General features: G+C 69.7%; 14 protein-coding genes. 8 read left to right on the forward strand and 6 right to left on the reverse strand.

The features are described from left to right. A partial coding sequence (gene alaS / locus Q0L11_RS01570) for an alanine--tRNA ligase (protein WP_296595089.1) occupies positions 1–1,829 on the forward strand: 1,829 nt, incomplete at its 5' end. 99 nt (positions 1,830–1,928) lie between these two features. Next, positions 1,929–2,594, forward strand: a complete 666-nt coding sequence (locus Q0L11_RS01575; protein WP_296595090.1) for a PEPxxWA-CTERM sorting domain-containing protein — start codon at positions 1,929–1,931, stop codon at positions 2,592–2,594. A gap of 62 nt (positions 2,595–2,656) precedes the next feature. On the opposite strand, the gene Q0L11_RS01580 is transcribed toward Q0L11_RS01575, so the two are convergent. Further along, positions 2,657–3,037: a VOC family protein gene (locus Q0L11_RS01580; protein ID WP_296595091.1), complete on the reverse strand. Its 381-nt coding sequence runs from the start codon at positions 3,035–3,037 to the stop codon at positions 2,657–2,659. 122 nt (positions 3,038–3,159) lie between these two features. Here Q0L11_RS01580 and Q0L11_RS01585 point away from each other — a divergent pair, with 122 nt between their 5' ends. Beyond that, positions 3,160–3,420 carry a hypothetical protein gene (locus Q0L11_RS01585; RefSeq protein WP_296595092.1) on the forward strand — a complete coding sequence of 87 codons (261 nt, stop codon included), beginning with the start codon at positions 3,160–3,162 and terminating at the stop codon, positions 3,418–3,420. A 60-nt stretch (positions 3,421–3,480) separates the two neighbouring features. On the opposite strand, the gene Q0L11_RS01590 is transcribed toward Q0L11_RS01585, so the two are convergent. Beyond that, positions 3,481–4,695 (reverse strand): NADP-dependent isocitrate dehydrogenase, encoded by a 1,215-nt coding sequence (locus Q0L11_RS01590; protein WP_296595093.1) that lies wholly within the window; start codon positions 4,693–4,695, stop codon positions 3,481–3,483. 80 nt (positions 4,696–4,775) lie between these two features. Then, positions 4,776–5,804: a class A beta-lactamase gene (gene bla, locus Q0L11_RS01595; RefSeq protein ID WP_296595094.1), complete on the reverse strand. Its 1,029-nt coding sequence runs from the start codon at positions 5,802–5,804 to the stop codon at positions 4,776–4,778. Positions 5,805–5,832: 28 nt separating this feature from the next. Between bla and Q0L11_RS01600 the strand changes: the two genes are divergently transcribed. The 4 genes from Q0L11_RS01600 (at position 5,833) to Q0L11_RS01615 (ending at position 10,311) form a co-directional block, all read left to right on the forward strand. Next, positions 5,833–6,606: an RNA methyltransferase gene (locus Q0L11_RS01600; RefSeq protein WP_296595095.1), complete on the forward strand. Its 774-nt coding sequence runs from the start codon at positions 5,833–5,835 to the stop codon at positions 6,604–6,606. A gap of 4 nt (positions 6,607–6,610) precedes the next feature. Beyond that, entirely contained in the window at positions 6,611–7,699 is a 1,089-nt protein-coding gene (locus Q0L11_RS01605; RefSeq protein ID WP_296595096.1) for a nitronate monooxygenase, read from the forward strand. After that, positions 7,696–8,937 carry a DUF1254 domain-containing protein gene (locus Q0L11_RS01610; RefSeq protein WP_296595097.1) on the forward strand — a complete coding sequence of 414 codons (1,242 nt, stop codon included), beginning with the start codon at positions 7,696–7,698 and terminating at the stop codon, positions 8,935–8,937. The genes Q0L11_RS01605 and Q0L11_RS01610 overlap by 4 nt, the downstream gene beginning before the upstream one ends. Before the next feature lie 66 nt (positions 8,938–9,003). Next, on the forward strand, positions 9,004–10,311 hold the full coding sequence (locus tag Q0L11_RS01615; RefSeq protein WP_296595098.1) for a DUF1254 domain-containing protein: 1,308 nt from the start codon (positions 9,004–9,006) through the stop codon (positions 10,309–10,311). A gap of 18 nt (positions 10,312–10,329) precedes the next feature. Here Q0L11_RS01615 and Q0L11_RS01620 read toward each other — a convergent pair whose 3' ends face one another. The 3 genes from Q0L11_RS01620 to Q0L11_RS01630 are packed head-to-tail and all read right to left on the reverse strand — an operon-like array spanning position 10,330 to position 12,753. Continuing rightward, positions 10,330–10,620 carry a DUF1330 domain-containing protein gene (locus Q0L11_RS01620; protein WP_296595099.1) on the reverse strand — a complete coding sequence of 97 codons (291 nt, stop codon included), beginning with the start codon at positions 10,618–10,620 and terminating at the stop codon, positions 10,330–10,332. 21 nt (positions 10,621–10,641) lie between these two features. Further along, a complete protein-coding gene (locus Q0L11_RS01625) occupies positions 10,642–11,448 on the reverse strand; it encodes an SDR family oxidoreductase (RefSeq protein ID WP_296595100.1) in 807 nt (268 codons plus the stop codon). Positions 11,449–11,502: 54 nt separating this feature from the next. After that, positions 11,503–12,753, reverse strand: a complete 1,251-nt coding sequence (locus Q0L11_RS01630; RefSeq protein WP_296595101.1) for an LLM class flavin-dependent oxidoreductase — start codon at positions 12,751–12,753, stop codon at positions 11,503–11,505. Between the two features lie 278 nt (positions 12,754–13,031). On the opposite strand from Q0L11_RS01630, the gene rpsD reads away from it, so the two are divergent. After that, positions 13,032–13,649, forward strand: a complete 618-nt coding sequence (gene rpsD / locus Q0L11_RS01635; RefSeq protein ID WP_296595102.1) for a 30S ribosomal protein S4 — start codon at positions 13,032–13,034, stop codon at positions 13,647–13,649. Positions 13,650–13,672: the final 23 nt, after the last annotated feature.

Below are 13,672 nucleotides of genomic sequence, written 5' to 3' on the forward strand. Positions count from 1 at the left end.
ACCTGCGCTCGTCCAGCTTCCTGATCGCCGACGGCGTGCTGCCCTCGAACGAGGGGCGTGGCTACGTCCTGCGCCGGATCATGCGCCGCGCCATGCGCCACGCCCACCTGCTGGGCGCGGAAGAACCGTTGATGCACCGCCTGGCGCCGACGCTGGTGAAGGAGATGGGCGAGGCCTATCCCGAGCTGCGCCGCGCCGAGCCGGCCATCGTCGAGACCCTGCGCCAGGAAGAGGAGCGGTTCCGCCGCACCCTGGGCCGCGGCATGACCCTCCTGGACGAGGCGACCGCGGGCCTGGCCGAGGGCGCGGTGCTGTCGGGCGAGACCGCGTTCAAGCTCTACGACACCTACGGCTTCCCGCTGGACCTCACCCAGGACGCGGTGCGCGCCAAGGGCCTGACCGTGAACCTCGACGAGTTCGATGCGGCCATGAAGCGCCAGCGCGACATGGCGCGCGAGGCGTGGACCGGCTCGGGCCAGGTGGCCGCAGCGGCCGAATGGTTCGCGATCCGCGACCGTCTGGGGCCGACGGTGTTCGCGGGCTACGACAACACCGAGGCGACCGGCGAACTACTGGCGTTGGTCGAGGGCGGCCAGGAGACGGACGCCGCCCAGGCGGGCGCGAAGGTGCAGGCGGTGTTCGACCGTACGCCCTTCTACGCCGAGAGCGGCGGCCAGGCCGGCGACCAGGGCGAGGTCGAGTGGGACGGCGGCCGCGCGCGGGTGACCGACGTGCAGAAGCAGGCCGGCGACCTCCACGTCCACGACCTGGAGATCCTCGAAGGTTCGCTTGCGCCGGGTGCGCGGGTGCGGCTGGCGGTCGACGCCGAGCGGCGTGCGGCGACGCGCTCGAACCACTCGGCCACCCACCTGCTGCACGCGGCGCTGCGCAACGTGCTGGGGCCGCACGTGACCCAGAAGGGCCAGATGGTGGATGGCGAACGCATCCGCTTCGACTTCAGCCACGGCCAGCCGCTGACCCTGGACGAGATCGACCGGATCGAGGCCGAGGTGAATGCGGTGGTGCGTCAGAACCTGGCGGCCGACACCCAGCTGATGGCGCCGCAGCAGGCGATCGAGGCTGGGGCCATGGCGCTGTTCGGCGAGAAGTACGGCGACAGTGTTCGCGTGCTGACCCTGGGCCGCGCCCTGGGCGGCCCGGAAGGTGAAGAGCGGGGCGCCTATTCGGTCGAGCTGTGCGGCGGCACCCATGTGGCGCGCACGGGCGATATCGCCCTCTTCAAGGTCGTGTCCGAGCAGGGCGTCGCCGCGGGCGTGCGCCGGATCGAGGCGCTGACGGGCGAGGCGGCGCGCCGCTGGCTGCTGGAACAGGCGTCGGTGGCCAAGGGCCTGGCCGAACAGTTCAAGGTGCCGGTGGCCGAGGTGACGGCCCGCGTCGAGGCGCTGCAGGCGCAGAGCCGCAAGCTGGAGAAGGAGCTGGCCGAGGCCAAGCGCCAGCTCGCGATGGGCGGCGGAGGCGGCGGCGCGGCGGCGGGTCCGGAAGAGATCGGCGGCGTGCAGGTGCTAGCCCGCATCATGGACGGGGTCGGCGGCAAGGACCTGCGCCCGATCGCCGAGGAGTTCAAGAAGCAGCTGCCGGACGGCGTGATCGTCCTGATCGGCACCGCCGACGGCAAGGCGGCGGCGACCGTGGCGGTGACCGGTTCGGCCCAGGCGAAGTTCAACGCGGCCGACCTGGCGAAGGCCGCCGTGCTCGCCATGGGGGGGCAGGGCGCGGGCGGCCGGCCCGACTTCGCCCAGGGCGGCGCGCCGGACGCGAGCAAGGCCGACGCCGGTCTCGCGGCGGTGAAGGGTGTGCTTCAGGGTTAAGATTCCCCTGGCAGTTGTCAGTGGTGGCGGGCTGTCGCGAAACCATTAAGTTTCGATTCAGTATTCAGCCCCTCAGCGGGCAAATCGGGGGTCTACACAATGCGTATGAAGTTCCTGGCCGCGCTTGCGGTCGCCGGCGGTCTCGCCCTGGGGGCTAGCCAAGCGCAAGCCACGACCTTCACGGGTTCGTGGAGCCTTGACTACCACACGTCGGGCGACGGTCTGCTGATCAACATCCAGACGCTCAATCCGACGTTCAACTTCTCGCTGGCGCCCAACAATCCGGCGACGCCGCAGAACGAAGAGATCAAGAAGATCAACCTCTTCAAGATCTACACGCCGGAAGACTGGGTGAACCCGGGCGAGGACGACGTCGGTCAGGCGATCAAGCTCACCTTCAACTTCACGGCGCCGACGCCGAACACGGTCGACCCGATCGACGGCACGACCACCGGCTACTCGGAACTGCTCGGCTTCTACCAAGGCGGCAAGCTGACGTGGGCCAACAATGGCGTCACCCAGCTGCACTATGGGAACGGCCTCACCGGCCTGATGACCATCTCGGTCAACGGTGGCACGTTCAGCGACGGTTCCTGGTGGACCGGTCCTGACGAAGGGCCGTCGGACGCCCTGAAGGTCAGCGCGACCTTCGACTGGGACCGCGACCCGACCGCGGTGCCGGAACCGGCGACCTGGGCCCTGATGATCGGCGGCTTCGGCATGGCCGGCGCGACCCTGCGTCGTCGCCGCGCGCTGACCGCGTAAGCGACAACGATCCAGAGATTGGGAACGGCCGGGGGAAGCCCCGGCCGTTTTCGTTTGCGTCCTCAGTTGGTGGCGTAGACGCAGTACTTGTTGCCCACGGGATCGCGGAAGTAGGCGCCGTAGAAGCTGGTCCCTTCCGGCGGGCGGTAGCCCGGCGCGCCTTCGTCGGCGCCGCCCGCGGCCAACGCCGCGCCGTGGGCGGCCCGGACCTCGTCCTGGCTCGCGGCTTTGAACGCGATCATGATCCCGTTGCCGGCGCGCGGCGCCTCGCCGTCGTGCGGCTTACAGATCCCGACGCAGGGCGAGCCTCCCTTGGGACCATAGAACGCCCAACCGCCCTCGGGATCGCCGCGCTCGTAGCCGAAGGCCCCAAATACCTTGTCGAAGAAGGGCAACGCCGCCTCCACGTCGTGCGCGCCGATGGTGATGTAGCCGATGGTCATGCTGGGTCCTCCTGACAGCGCGGTCAACTTACGCCCGCGAACGAACAAAGCAAGAACATTGACTTCTTCAGCGCTCAGGCGTTCCCTTGTCCTGGACAACAGGTTTCCTCGGAGGATCCGATATGGAAGACCGCAGTCAGTTCGGCGCTCAGACCCAGGCGGTGGTCGAGCACGAGCGCACCTATCACGCTTTCAGTATCCTGGTTCGCTGGTCGATGCTGGTGATCGGCAACGCGATCTTCTGGTTCACCCTGTGGTTCGCGACGCCGGCGGGCTTCCTGGGCTCGACGATCGCTTCGATCGCGACCTTCATCATCGGCTACATCTTCGTGGTGAGGCACGAGGAGAAGCAGCCGCTGAACGTCTGGGTCGAAGGCCGCTGAAACGAAAAGCGCCGCGGAGGTCCCGCGGCGCTGGTCTCGTCTCGCTGGTGAGGCGTCGGCCTAGGCGGCGAGCGCCTTCTCCAGGTTGGCCGCCACCTTGTCGAGGAAGCCCTCGGTGGTGAGCCAGCCCTGGGTGTCGCCGACCAGCAGCGCCAGGTCCTTGGTCATCGAGCCGCTTTCCACCGTCGCCACGCAGACCTTCTCGAGGGTCTCGCAGAAGTGGGCCAGCTCGGCGTTGCCGTCGAGCTTGGCGCGGTGCTTCAGGCCCTGGGTCCAGGCGAAGATCGAGGCGATGGAGTTGGTCGAGGTGCTCTCGCCGCGCTGATGCTGGCGATAGTGGCGGGTCACGGTGCCGTGGGCGGCCTCGGCCTCCATGATCTTGCCGTCCGGCGTGATCAGCACCGAGGTCATCAGGCCCAGCGAGCCGAAGCCCTGCGCCACCTGGTCGGACTGCACGTCGCCGTCGTAGTTCTTGCAGGCCCAGATGAAGCCGCCGTTCCACTTCAGGGCCGAGGCGACCATGTCGTCGATCAGGCGGTGCTCGTAGACCAGGCCCGCTTCCTTGAACTGGGCGGCGAACTCGGCCTCGTAGACCTCGGCGAAGATGTCCTTAAAGCGGCCGTCGTAGGCCTTGAGGATGGTGTTCTTGGTCGACAGGTAGACCGGGTACTTGCGGTTCAGGCCGTACGCCAGCGAGGCGCGGGCGAACTCGCGGATCGACTCGTCGAGGTTGTACATGCCCATGGCGACGCCGCTGCTCGGGAAGTCGAACACCTCGTGCTCGATGGTTTCGCCGTTCTCGCCGACCCACTTGATGCTGAGCTTGCCCTTGCCGGGCACCTTGAAGTCCGTGGCCTTGTACTGGTCGCCGAAGGCGTGACGGCCGACGATGATCGGCTGGGTCCAGCCGGGGATCAGGCGCGGAACGTTCTTGCAGATGATCGGCTCGCGGAAGACCACGCCCCCCAGGATGTTGCGGATGGTGCCGTTCGGCGACTTCCACATCTTCTTGAGGTTGAATTCCTTCACCCGCGCCTCGTCGGGCGTGATGGTCGCGCACTTGATGCCGACGCCGTGCTTCTTGATCGCCTCGGCGGCCTCGACCGTCACCTTGTCGTCGGTGGCGTCGCGGTGCTCCATGCCCAGGTCGTAGTAGTCGATCTGGAGGTCGAGGAACGGGAAGATCAGCTTGTCCTTGATCAGCTTCCAGATGATGCGGGTCATCTCGTCGCCGTCGAGATCCACGACGGGGTTGGCGACTTTGATCTTGGCCATGAGGGGCGGGCGCTCCGGGCGGAATTTTCGTTTGGGGCCGTATAGCCGCCACAGACGCCGACGCAAAGGCTCCCTAAGGGTCAGCCTGCCGCTCTGACCGCCGCACGGGCTACTTCGGCGACGATCCGGTCGCGACCTGCGTCATCCAGCGTCGATCCGGACAGGAAAACGGCCAGGGCGTAGGAACGCCGGTCGGCGAGGGTGAAGACGCCGACGTCGTTGTGCGCCGGGCTGATTCCCTGGTCGACCCAGGCGGTGCCGGGGCGATGGGCCAGGAAGGCGTCCTTGGGCAGGCCCGCGCGAATCCGGCCATTGCCCCGGCTCGTGCGGCCCATGAGCTGGACCAGCCATTTCGTGGACGCCGGCGAGACGAGCTCCTGGCGGTCCAGCATCTGCAGCAGTTCCAGCATGCCGCGCGGCGTGGCGGTGTCTCGCGGATCGGCCATGTAGCGGCGCATGGCGGCGAGGCGCTGCGCCGGCGGAACGGCGTCCCGCGCCAGCGCGAAGGCGGCGGGGTCGCGCCAAGCGGGCCGAAACGACGGCAACCCCAGGACCTCGGACTGCAGTTCGCGCTCGTAGCGGTCGACGCGCACGTCCGGCACATGCCGCGCGGTCAGCCACGCCTGCACGGCGCCCGGCCCGCCGATCCGCTTCATCAGGATGTCGGCGGCCGTGTTGTCGCTGTCGATCACCATGGCCTCGAACAGGGCCTTCAGCGTGTAGTCGCGCCGCTGGGGCCAGGCCTCAGCGATCGGCGAGAAGCCGCCGGAGAGCTGAGCCTCGCTCAGGTAGACCGGCTCGGTCATCAGGAGGCGGCCGGCGTCCATCTCGGCCAGCACCGCCGCCGCCAGCGGCAGCTTGAAGACGCTCTGCATGGGGAAACGCCGCTCGCCATTGAAGGTGAAGGCCTGTCCGCTCTCCAGGTTCGTCAGGCCGACGCCCAGGGCGGCGGGACGCGCCTCGGCGGCGATCGCGCTCACGGCCTTGGTCAGGCCTTCGAGGTCGATCTTGGGCGTCGTCGACACCGTCACCGGCATCTTCGGCTCGCACGCCGCCAGCAGGGCGAGGGGCCCCGTCGCCAGCAGGGCGCGACGGTGAAGGGTTGCCATCCGGCGAGCAGGCACTTCTAAACGCGGCATGGCCCAAGCCTCTCCTCTTGTCCCTGTCATTATCCTGAACGCGCCACAGCTCGCCGAGAACATCGGGGCCGTCGCGCGTGTCATGGCCAATTTCGGCCTCGCCGATCTCAGGCTCGTGAACCCCCGCGACGGCTGGCCCCAGGAACGCGCCTGGGCCCTGGCCTCGGGCGCCGAATGGCCGCTGAACGCCGCCCGGGTCTACGACACCGTCGCGGACGCCATCTCCGACCTCCAGGTCGTCTACGCCACCACCGCCCGGCCGCGCGAGCTCACGCTGCCGGTGGTCACGCCCCGCACGGGGACGGCGCAACTGGCCGAGGCCTGCGCGCGGGGGGAACGGTGCGGCCTCCTGTTCGGCGGCGAGCGCGCGGGCCTGGAGACCAGCGACATCGCGCTCTGCCAGGCGGTGATCACCATCCCCATCGATCCGCGGTTCCGCTCGCTGAACCTGGGCCAGGCCGTGGCGATCAACGCCTACGAATGGCGCATGACGGTGGCCGACGCCGCGCCGCCCAACTTCCGGCCCGGCCCCGGCGCGGCGACCGGCGAGGCGATGCTGGGCCTCTACGAGCACCTGGAGCGCGAGCTGGAGACGGCGGGCTTCTTCCATCCGCCCGAGAAGACCCCGAACATGGTCCAGAACCTGCGCTCGGCCCTCGGCAAGGCGCGCTTCACGGACCAGGAGGTCCGCACCCTCCGGGGCGTGATCACCGCCCTCAGCCGGGGGCGCGGCAAGGTGCTGGAGAAGATCGCGCGCAAGAAGGAGGAGTGACCCCGTGAGCCTCGCCGCGCTGCTGGACAGCCTGCCGATCCCGATCCTCCAGGCGCCGATGGTGGGCGCCTCGCTGGACGAGTTGACCGTGGCCGTGAGCGAAGCCGGCGGGATGGGAACCCTGGCGGCGGGCGCGCTGGCGCCGGCCGAAATCGGGCCGACGATCGGGGCCGTCCGGGCGCGGACGTCCCGGCCGTTCGGGGTCAACCTGCTGATGGCGCCCAAGGCCGAGCCCGAGGCGGGCGAGGTGGACGCCGCGCTCGCCCGCCTCGCGCCGTGGTACGCGGAACTGGGGATCGCGCCGCCCGAAACGCCCAACCAGTTTGCCCCCGACTTCGACGCCCAGTTCGACGCCCTGGTGGCGGCCGCCCCGCCCGTCGCCTCGTTCACCTTCGCGATCCTGACGCCGGCGCAGGTGAAGCGGCTGCAGGCGGCCGGGACCTATGTGGTCGGTACGGCGACGACGGCGGCCGAGGCGCGCGCCTGGGCCGAGGCCGGCGCGGACGGGATCTGCGCCCAGGGCTTCGAGGCCGGCGGCCACCGGGGCCATTTCCTTGGCGACATCGACGGCAGTCTGGTGGGGACCATGGCCCTGGTGGCGACGATCCGCGCGGCGGTGGACCTGCCGGTGATCGCCGCGGGCGGGATCATGGAGGGCCGCGGGGTGGCCGCGGGCCTGGCCCTGGGCGCGGCCGCCGTCCAGATGGGCACGGCCTTCCTGCTGTCGGACGAGGCGACCACCTCGACGCCCTGGCGGCGGGCGGCCGCGGCCGCAACCGACGATCCGACGCGGCTGACAAGGGCCTTCACCGGCCGCTACGCCCGCGGAATCGAGAACAGGTTCATGCGTCTGATGCATGGGGTGCAGGACGACGTCCCGGCCTATCCTGTGCAGAACCGGCTGACCCAGCCGCTGCGCGCCGCCGCCGCCAAGGCCGACGATCCGGAGATGCTGTCGCTCTGGGCCGGCCAGGCGGTGCGGCTCGCACGGCCGGGGCGGGCGGGCGACATGATCCGGAGCTGGTGGGCCGAAGCGGCGGAGGTCGCGGAGGGCCTCGCCGTCCGGACCCGGCGAGGACAGGAGACCGAGTGAGCGATCTGCGGACGGCGGCCAGGGACGCCTTCATCTACACCCTGCCGCTGATCGAACTGGCGACCACGCGCCAGCGCGGCCAGGCCGTCGGCCACAAGATGGGCGTCTTCGCCCACGTGCGGCATCTGGCCAACCACAAGCATCGGGCGGTGACCACGCCCAACACCGACACGCTCTATTCCACGGCCCAGATCGACCTTTCGGCCGGGCCGGTGACCATCACCCTGCCGCCGGCCGGCGACCGCTATCTCTCGCTGGCCCTGATGGACGCCTACACCAACAACTTCGCGATCCTGGGCACGCGGACGACGGGCCCGGACGGGGGAACCTTCCGCCTCGTGGGCCCACGGGACGCCGTCGAGGGCTGGAACGTCGTGCGTTCACCCACCGACCACGTCTGGGCGCTTGCCCGGATCCTCGTGGAGAGCCCCGAAGACCTGGAAGCCGCGCGCGAGGTGCAGGCCGGAATCTCGCTGCAGGGGCCGCCATCCGAGGCGCCGGGGCCCTACGCCGAGCGCTCGGCCGACTGGCGGGCCTACTTCGCCAGCGCCGCGGCGCTGATGGCGGCCAACCCGCCGCCGGTGACGGACCTCGGTTTCCTGCGGACGCTCGCGCCGCTGGGCCTGCTCGACGGCTTCGATCCCGGCCGGTTCTCGGAGGCCGAGGCCGCGGAGATCGAGGCGGGCTTCGCCGACGGCCGCAAGGCGGTGCGCGGCGGCGGCGGCCTCGCCGGAACGGAGTTCATCCAGGGCTGGTCGTATCCGAGTTCGCGGCTGGGCGACTTCGAGCAGGACTACCTCCTGCGCGGGGCCGTGGCGCTGGGCGGATTGGCCGCGCTCCCGCCGGCCGAGGCGATGTACCTGCAGGCCGAGGGCCCCCTGCCGCGCAAGCTGTTCGACGGGACCCGGGGCTGGCGGCTGCACTTCCCGGCCGAGGCGCCGCTGCCGGTGAACTCGTTCTGGTCGCTCAGCCTCTACGAGGCGACCGACGACGGGCAGTTCTACTTCTGGGACAATCCGCTGAACCGCTACGCCATCGGCGACCGCACGCCGGGGCTGAGGACCAATCCCGACGGTTCGCTGGACATCTGGATCGGCCACGACAGCCCCGGTCCGGAACGCGAGGGCAACTGGCTGCCGGCGCCGGCCGCGCCGTTCGCGCTCTTCATGCGCGCCTACCTGCCCAAGCCCGAGTTGCTTCAGGGCTATTACCGTATGCCTCCGCTGGAGATTGCCTGAGCCCCGCCGGAAGGCCAGGGTCGCGCCGATTTTCGGGAGGCGTATCCGGTGAACAGGCGTGAACTCATGGCGGCTTTCGCCGCGCTCGGCATGGTCCCGGCGGCGCGGGCGTTCGCCGCGGCGGGCGATCTGCGCAGCGCGGCGCGCGAGGCGTGGCTCTATGGCCTGCCGTGGATCGAGATGGCCGCCGCGCGCGACCGGATGCTCAACGGCAAGGGCGGCCAGCCGGCCGGTCGCAACAGCTTCGGCCACGCCCGCAACCTGGTCGGCCCCGAGGGCCGGACGATCACCTCGCCCAACAACGACACCCTCTATTCCAGCGCCTGGCTGGACCTGACCAAGGGGCCGGTCACCCTGACCGTGCCGCCCACCGGCGACCGCTACATCTCGATTGCCGGGATGAACATGTGGACCGACAACGACATCCTGCTGGGCACGCGTACCACGGGCGGCGCCGGCGGCCGCTACACCATCGTGGGCCCGGGGCAGGCGGGGTCCGGACCTAACGTGGTGCGCCTGGGCACGGCCCATGGCTGGATGCTCGTGCGGACGCTGGTCGACGGGCCGCAGGACCTTCCGGCCGTCCACAAGATCCAGGACCAGCTCAAGCTGGAGGGGCCGGCCGGCCTGCCGCCGGCGAAGAGCTACGCTACCCGTCAGTCGCCCGCGGTCGAGTATTTCGCGTCGCTGGCCGAGCTGCTGACGTCCGACCCGCCGCCGGCCACCGACGGCCGCGTGTTCGAGCGCATCGCGCCGCTGGGGCTCACCGCCAAGGGCGCGTTCGATCCCAAGCGGTTCGACGCGGCCGCCGTGGCCGAGCTGGAGGCCGGGGTCGCCGAGGCCAAGAAGTCGATCCAGTCGATGTCGCCGGGCGCCGCCGCCCAGGGGTGGAGCTATCCGCGGCACACCCTGGGCTACTTCCATCAGGACTATCTGTTCCGCGCCGCGGTGGCCCTGATCGGGCTCGCGGCCCTGCCGCCCGCCGAAGCCATGTACATGCAGCCCGTCGCCGACCGCGGCCGCATCTTCGACGGCGCGGGGCCGTACCGCATGCATTTCCCAGCCGGCCAACTGCCGCAGGCCGACGCCTTCTGGTCCCTGACCATGTACCGGCCGACCTCGGACGGGCAGTTCTTCCTGGTGGAGAACCCGATCGCCCGCTATTCGATCGGCGACCGCACGCCCGGGCTGAAGAAGAACGCCGACGGGTCCCTCGACCTGTGGATCGCCCGCGCCGATCCGGGCGGCGAGAAGAGCGCCAACTGGCTGCCTGCCCCGCCGGACGGCCCGTTCAGCCTCAGCTTCCGCGCCTACCTGCCGAGCGCGGACTTCCAGGACGGTCGCTACCGGCTGCCGGCCCTCACGGCGGGGTAGGGGCGGGCGGAGAGGCCGTCAGGATTCGCCCTCGACCATCACCAGGCGGCTCGTCGTGGAGCGATGGCGTCGCGCGAACAGGTCCTGCGCCTCGGGATCGGCCAGGAACGCCTGGGCGTGACGGCTCGACGGGAATTCCAGGATCACAAGACGCTGCGGCGCCCAGTCACCTTCCAGGGTGACCGGTTTGGCTCCCTTCGACACGTAGTGTCCGCCGTGCCGGGCGATGAACGCCGGGATGGCTTCGACGTAGGGTAGGAAGTCGCGGAGATCGTTCACCGTGAGGTCGAGGACGAGATAGGCGGGCATGGAGGCGGCCAGGCTCGGCGACTAGCCGGCGTCGGCCGCGTCGACCTTCAATATGGTCTGGCCCGCGGCGAATTGGTCACGGACCGCCTCGGGCGTCAGGGTGGCGGCCTTGTCGAGCTCGATGAGCTCCGGCGGCACGTACCAGTGCAGCTTGTCGGAGTGGTAGGCCTCCCAGACCACCTTCGCGACCTCCATCGGCGGGATCGCGCGGAAGGGGCCCTCCTTCGGCGCGTTTTCCACCGCGCCGGGCGGCAGGATCGGCGTGTCGATCAGCCCGGGCAGCACGTCGGCCACCTTGACGCCGTACGCCTTGAATTCGACGGACAGCGCCTCCGAGAGCCCCTTCACGGCGTGCTTGGTCGCCGAATAGACCGCGATGCCGGGCATGCCGAACGTGGCTGACGACGACGAGGTCGTGAAGCACATCGAGCCCGGCGTCGCCTTCAGCAGCGGCAAGGCGGTGTGGATGCCGATCAGCACGCCGACCAGGTTGACGTTGACCACAGCCAGCACGTCCTCGAACGGCTGGTCGGCGAACGGCCCGCCGCGGCCGATGCCGGCGTTGTTGTAGAGGATGTCCATGGCGCCGCCGGTGGTCTGTGCGAACGCTTCCAGCGCGAGGCGGTAGTCCTCGCGGTCCGTGACGTCGAGCCGGCGGACCAGGCAATTGTCCGGCCCCAGCTCGTCGCGCAGCGCGGCCAACCCGGCGTCGTTCACGTCGAAGCCGCCGACGAACCAGCCCTTGCCGGCGAACAGCCGCGCCGTCTCGCGGCCCATCCCCGACGCCGCGCCGGTGATGAAGATTGACTTTCGTCCGTTCGCACCCATCTCGTACCTCTCGACTGACTCCGACAGCGGCGGCCGCCCAAGGGGGCGGCGGGGCTACTCGCCCTGCTGCTTGAGATCCTGGGCCGCCTTGTTGAGGTCCGGCGCGTTGGGGGACCGCATCGCCGCCCCGGCGGCCATGCCTTCCTTCAGCGCGGCGGCGGCGCCTTCGTGCGACATGATCTTGCTCAGCACCGCCTGGCCCGCGCGCTCGAACGAATCCCGGTGCTCGACCACATACTGGCGAGAGGTGCGGTAGCCTTCGAGCAGGCCCTGGATCTCCGGGATCACATAGCGCGCCACCAGGTCCCAGCTGCGCGAGGTGTTCTCGCGGTTGGCCCAGTCGTGGACGAAGCCCAGCACCACGCCGAAGCCGCCGGCCGAGGCCTGCAGCTTGCGGATCGCGGCGATCAGGTCGTCCGGCGTGCCGATCACCGAGGCGGCGCCGTCCACGAACGCCGTCTGGTCGACCGCGTCGTCGGGGCTCTTGAACAGCTCCGCGCCCGGCCGCATCAGCGTGCCGACCGTGTACTCGTTGTGCCACTTCATCAGGCCTTCGCCGGCCTGCGCCCGGGCTTCCTCGCGGGTCTCGGCGATGTGCCAGGACATCAGCACCCGCCAGTTCTTGCGATCCACCGTCTTGCCGGACTTGGCGGCCGCCTGCTCCGCGAAGCCCCACTGGGTCGGCAGCGCGGCGAGGCCGGCGTCGGAGTTGGAGCCGATCGAAAGCACGCCCAGGCCGTACTTCCCGGCGAGAGTCATGCCCGAGGGGCTGATCGACGAAGCGGTGACCATCGGCAGCTCTTCCTGAAGCGGGAAGAGCTGGAGGCGCGCGTCCTGGAGCGTGAACCAGTCGCTCTTGTGCGTGACCCGCTCGCCGGCGAACAGGCGCTGCAGGACGCCGATCGCCTCGTCCTGCCGGTCGCGCTGGGTCATCGGGTCGATGCCCAGCATGTAGGCGTCCGAGGGCAGGGCGCCGGGGCCCGTGCCGAAGATCAGGCGGCCGCCGCTCATGTGGTCGAGCTGGACCATCCGCTGGGCGACGTTGAAGGGGTGGTGGTAGGGCAGCGAGACGACGCCCGTGCCCAGGCGGATGCGATGGGTGTGCTGGGCGACACCCGCCAGGAACATCTCCGGTGAGGCGATCATCTCCCACCCCGTGGAGTGGTGCTCGCCGACCCAGAACTCGTCGTACCCCAGCGCGTCGAGCTGAGCCGCCAGGCGGATGTCGTTGCGCATCTGGAGCATCGGATGCTCGCCGATGGGGTGATGCGGAGCGAGGAACGCGCCGAATTTCATGCGGGCCATGGTCAAGGATCCCCCGTTGTCTGTTTGGAACGATGCCTATCGAAATTCCCCAAGGTCACCGCATGTGTTTTCTGCGCCGCCCGCAGCTTGGGCCTCGCAGCCAGGCCGGCGACCGCTCCCATCCTTGACTCGCGACGGCCCAACCGTCATACACCGCGCCTTCCAGCCGCCGGGGCCTCTCGTGCGGCCGGAAGTCTATGACGGGTTGATGCAAGGCCGCCGTTGAAATCGCATTCTCACCAAGAGGATGCCGGCCCGCGTCGAATGAAGAGTGGAATATGTCCAAGCGCCATAGCGCCAAGTACAAGCTCGACCGCCGGATGGGCGAAAACGTCTGGGGTCGTCCGAAGTCTCCGATCAACACCCGCGCCTACGGCCCCGGCCAGCACGGCCAGCGCCGCAAGTCCAAGGTCTCGGACTTCGGCCTGCAGCTGCGCGCCAAGCAGAAGCTGAAGGGCTACTACGGCAACATCACCGAGAAGCAGTTCGTCCGCATCTATGCGGAAGCCGCGCGCCGCAAGGGCAACACCTCGGAAAACCTGATCGCCCTGCTCGAGTCGCGCCTGGACGCGGTGGTCTACCGCGCCAAGTTCGTCCCGACCCCGTTCGCCGCCCGCCAGTTCGTCAACCACGGCCACGTCCTGGTGAACGGCAAGCGCGTGAACATCGCCTCCTACCGCGTGAAGGCTGGCGACGTCGTCTCGGTCCGTGAGCGCTCGCGCAACATGGCCCTGGTGCTGGAAGCCCTGGGCTCGTCGGAACGCGACACCCCGGACTACATCACGGTCGACGCCAAGGGCATGGCCGCGACGTTCGTCCGCGCGCCGGAACTGGCCGAAGTGCCGTACCCGGTGAAGATGGAACCGAACCTCGTGGTCGAATTCTACGCGTCGTAAGACGCCGCCGACCCGATACGGAA

Origin of the sequence: Phenylobacterium sp. (genome assembly GCF_024508875.1) — a bacterium.
In the GTDB taxonomy this organism is placed as follows: Bacteria; Pseudomonadota; Alphaproteobacteria; order Caulobacterales; family Caulobacteraceae; genus Phenylobacterium.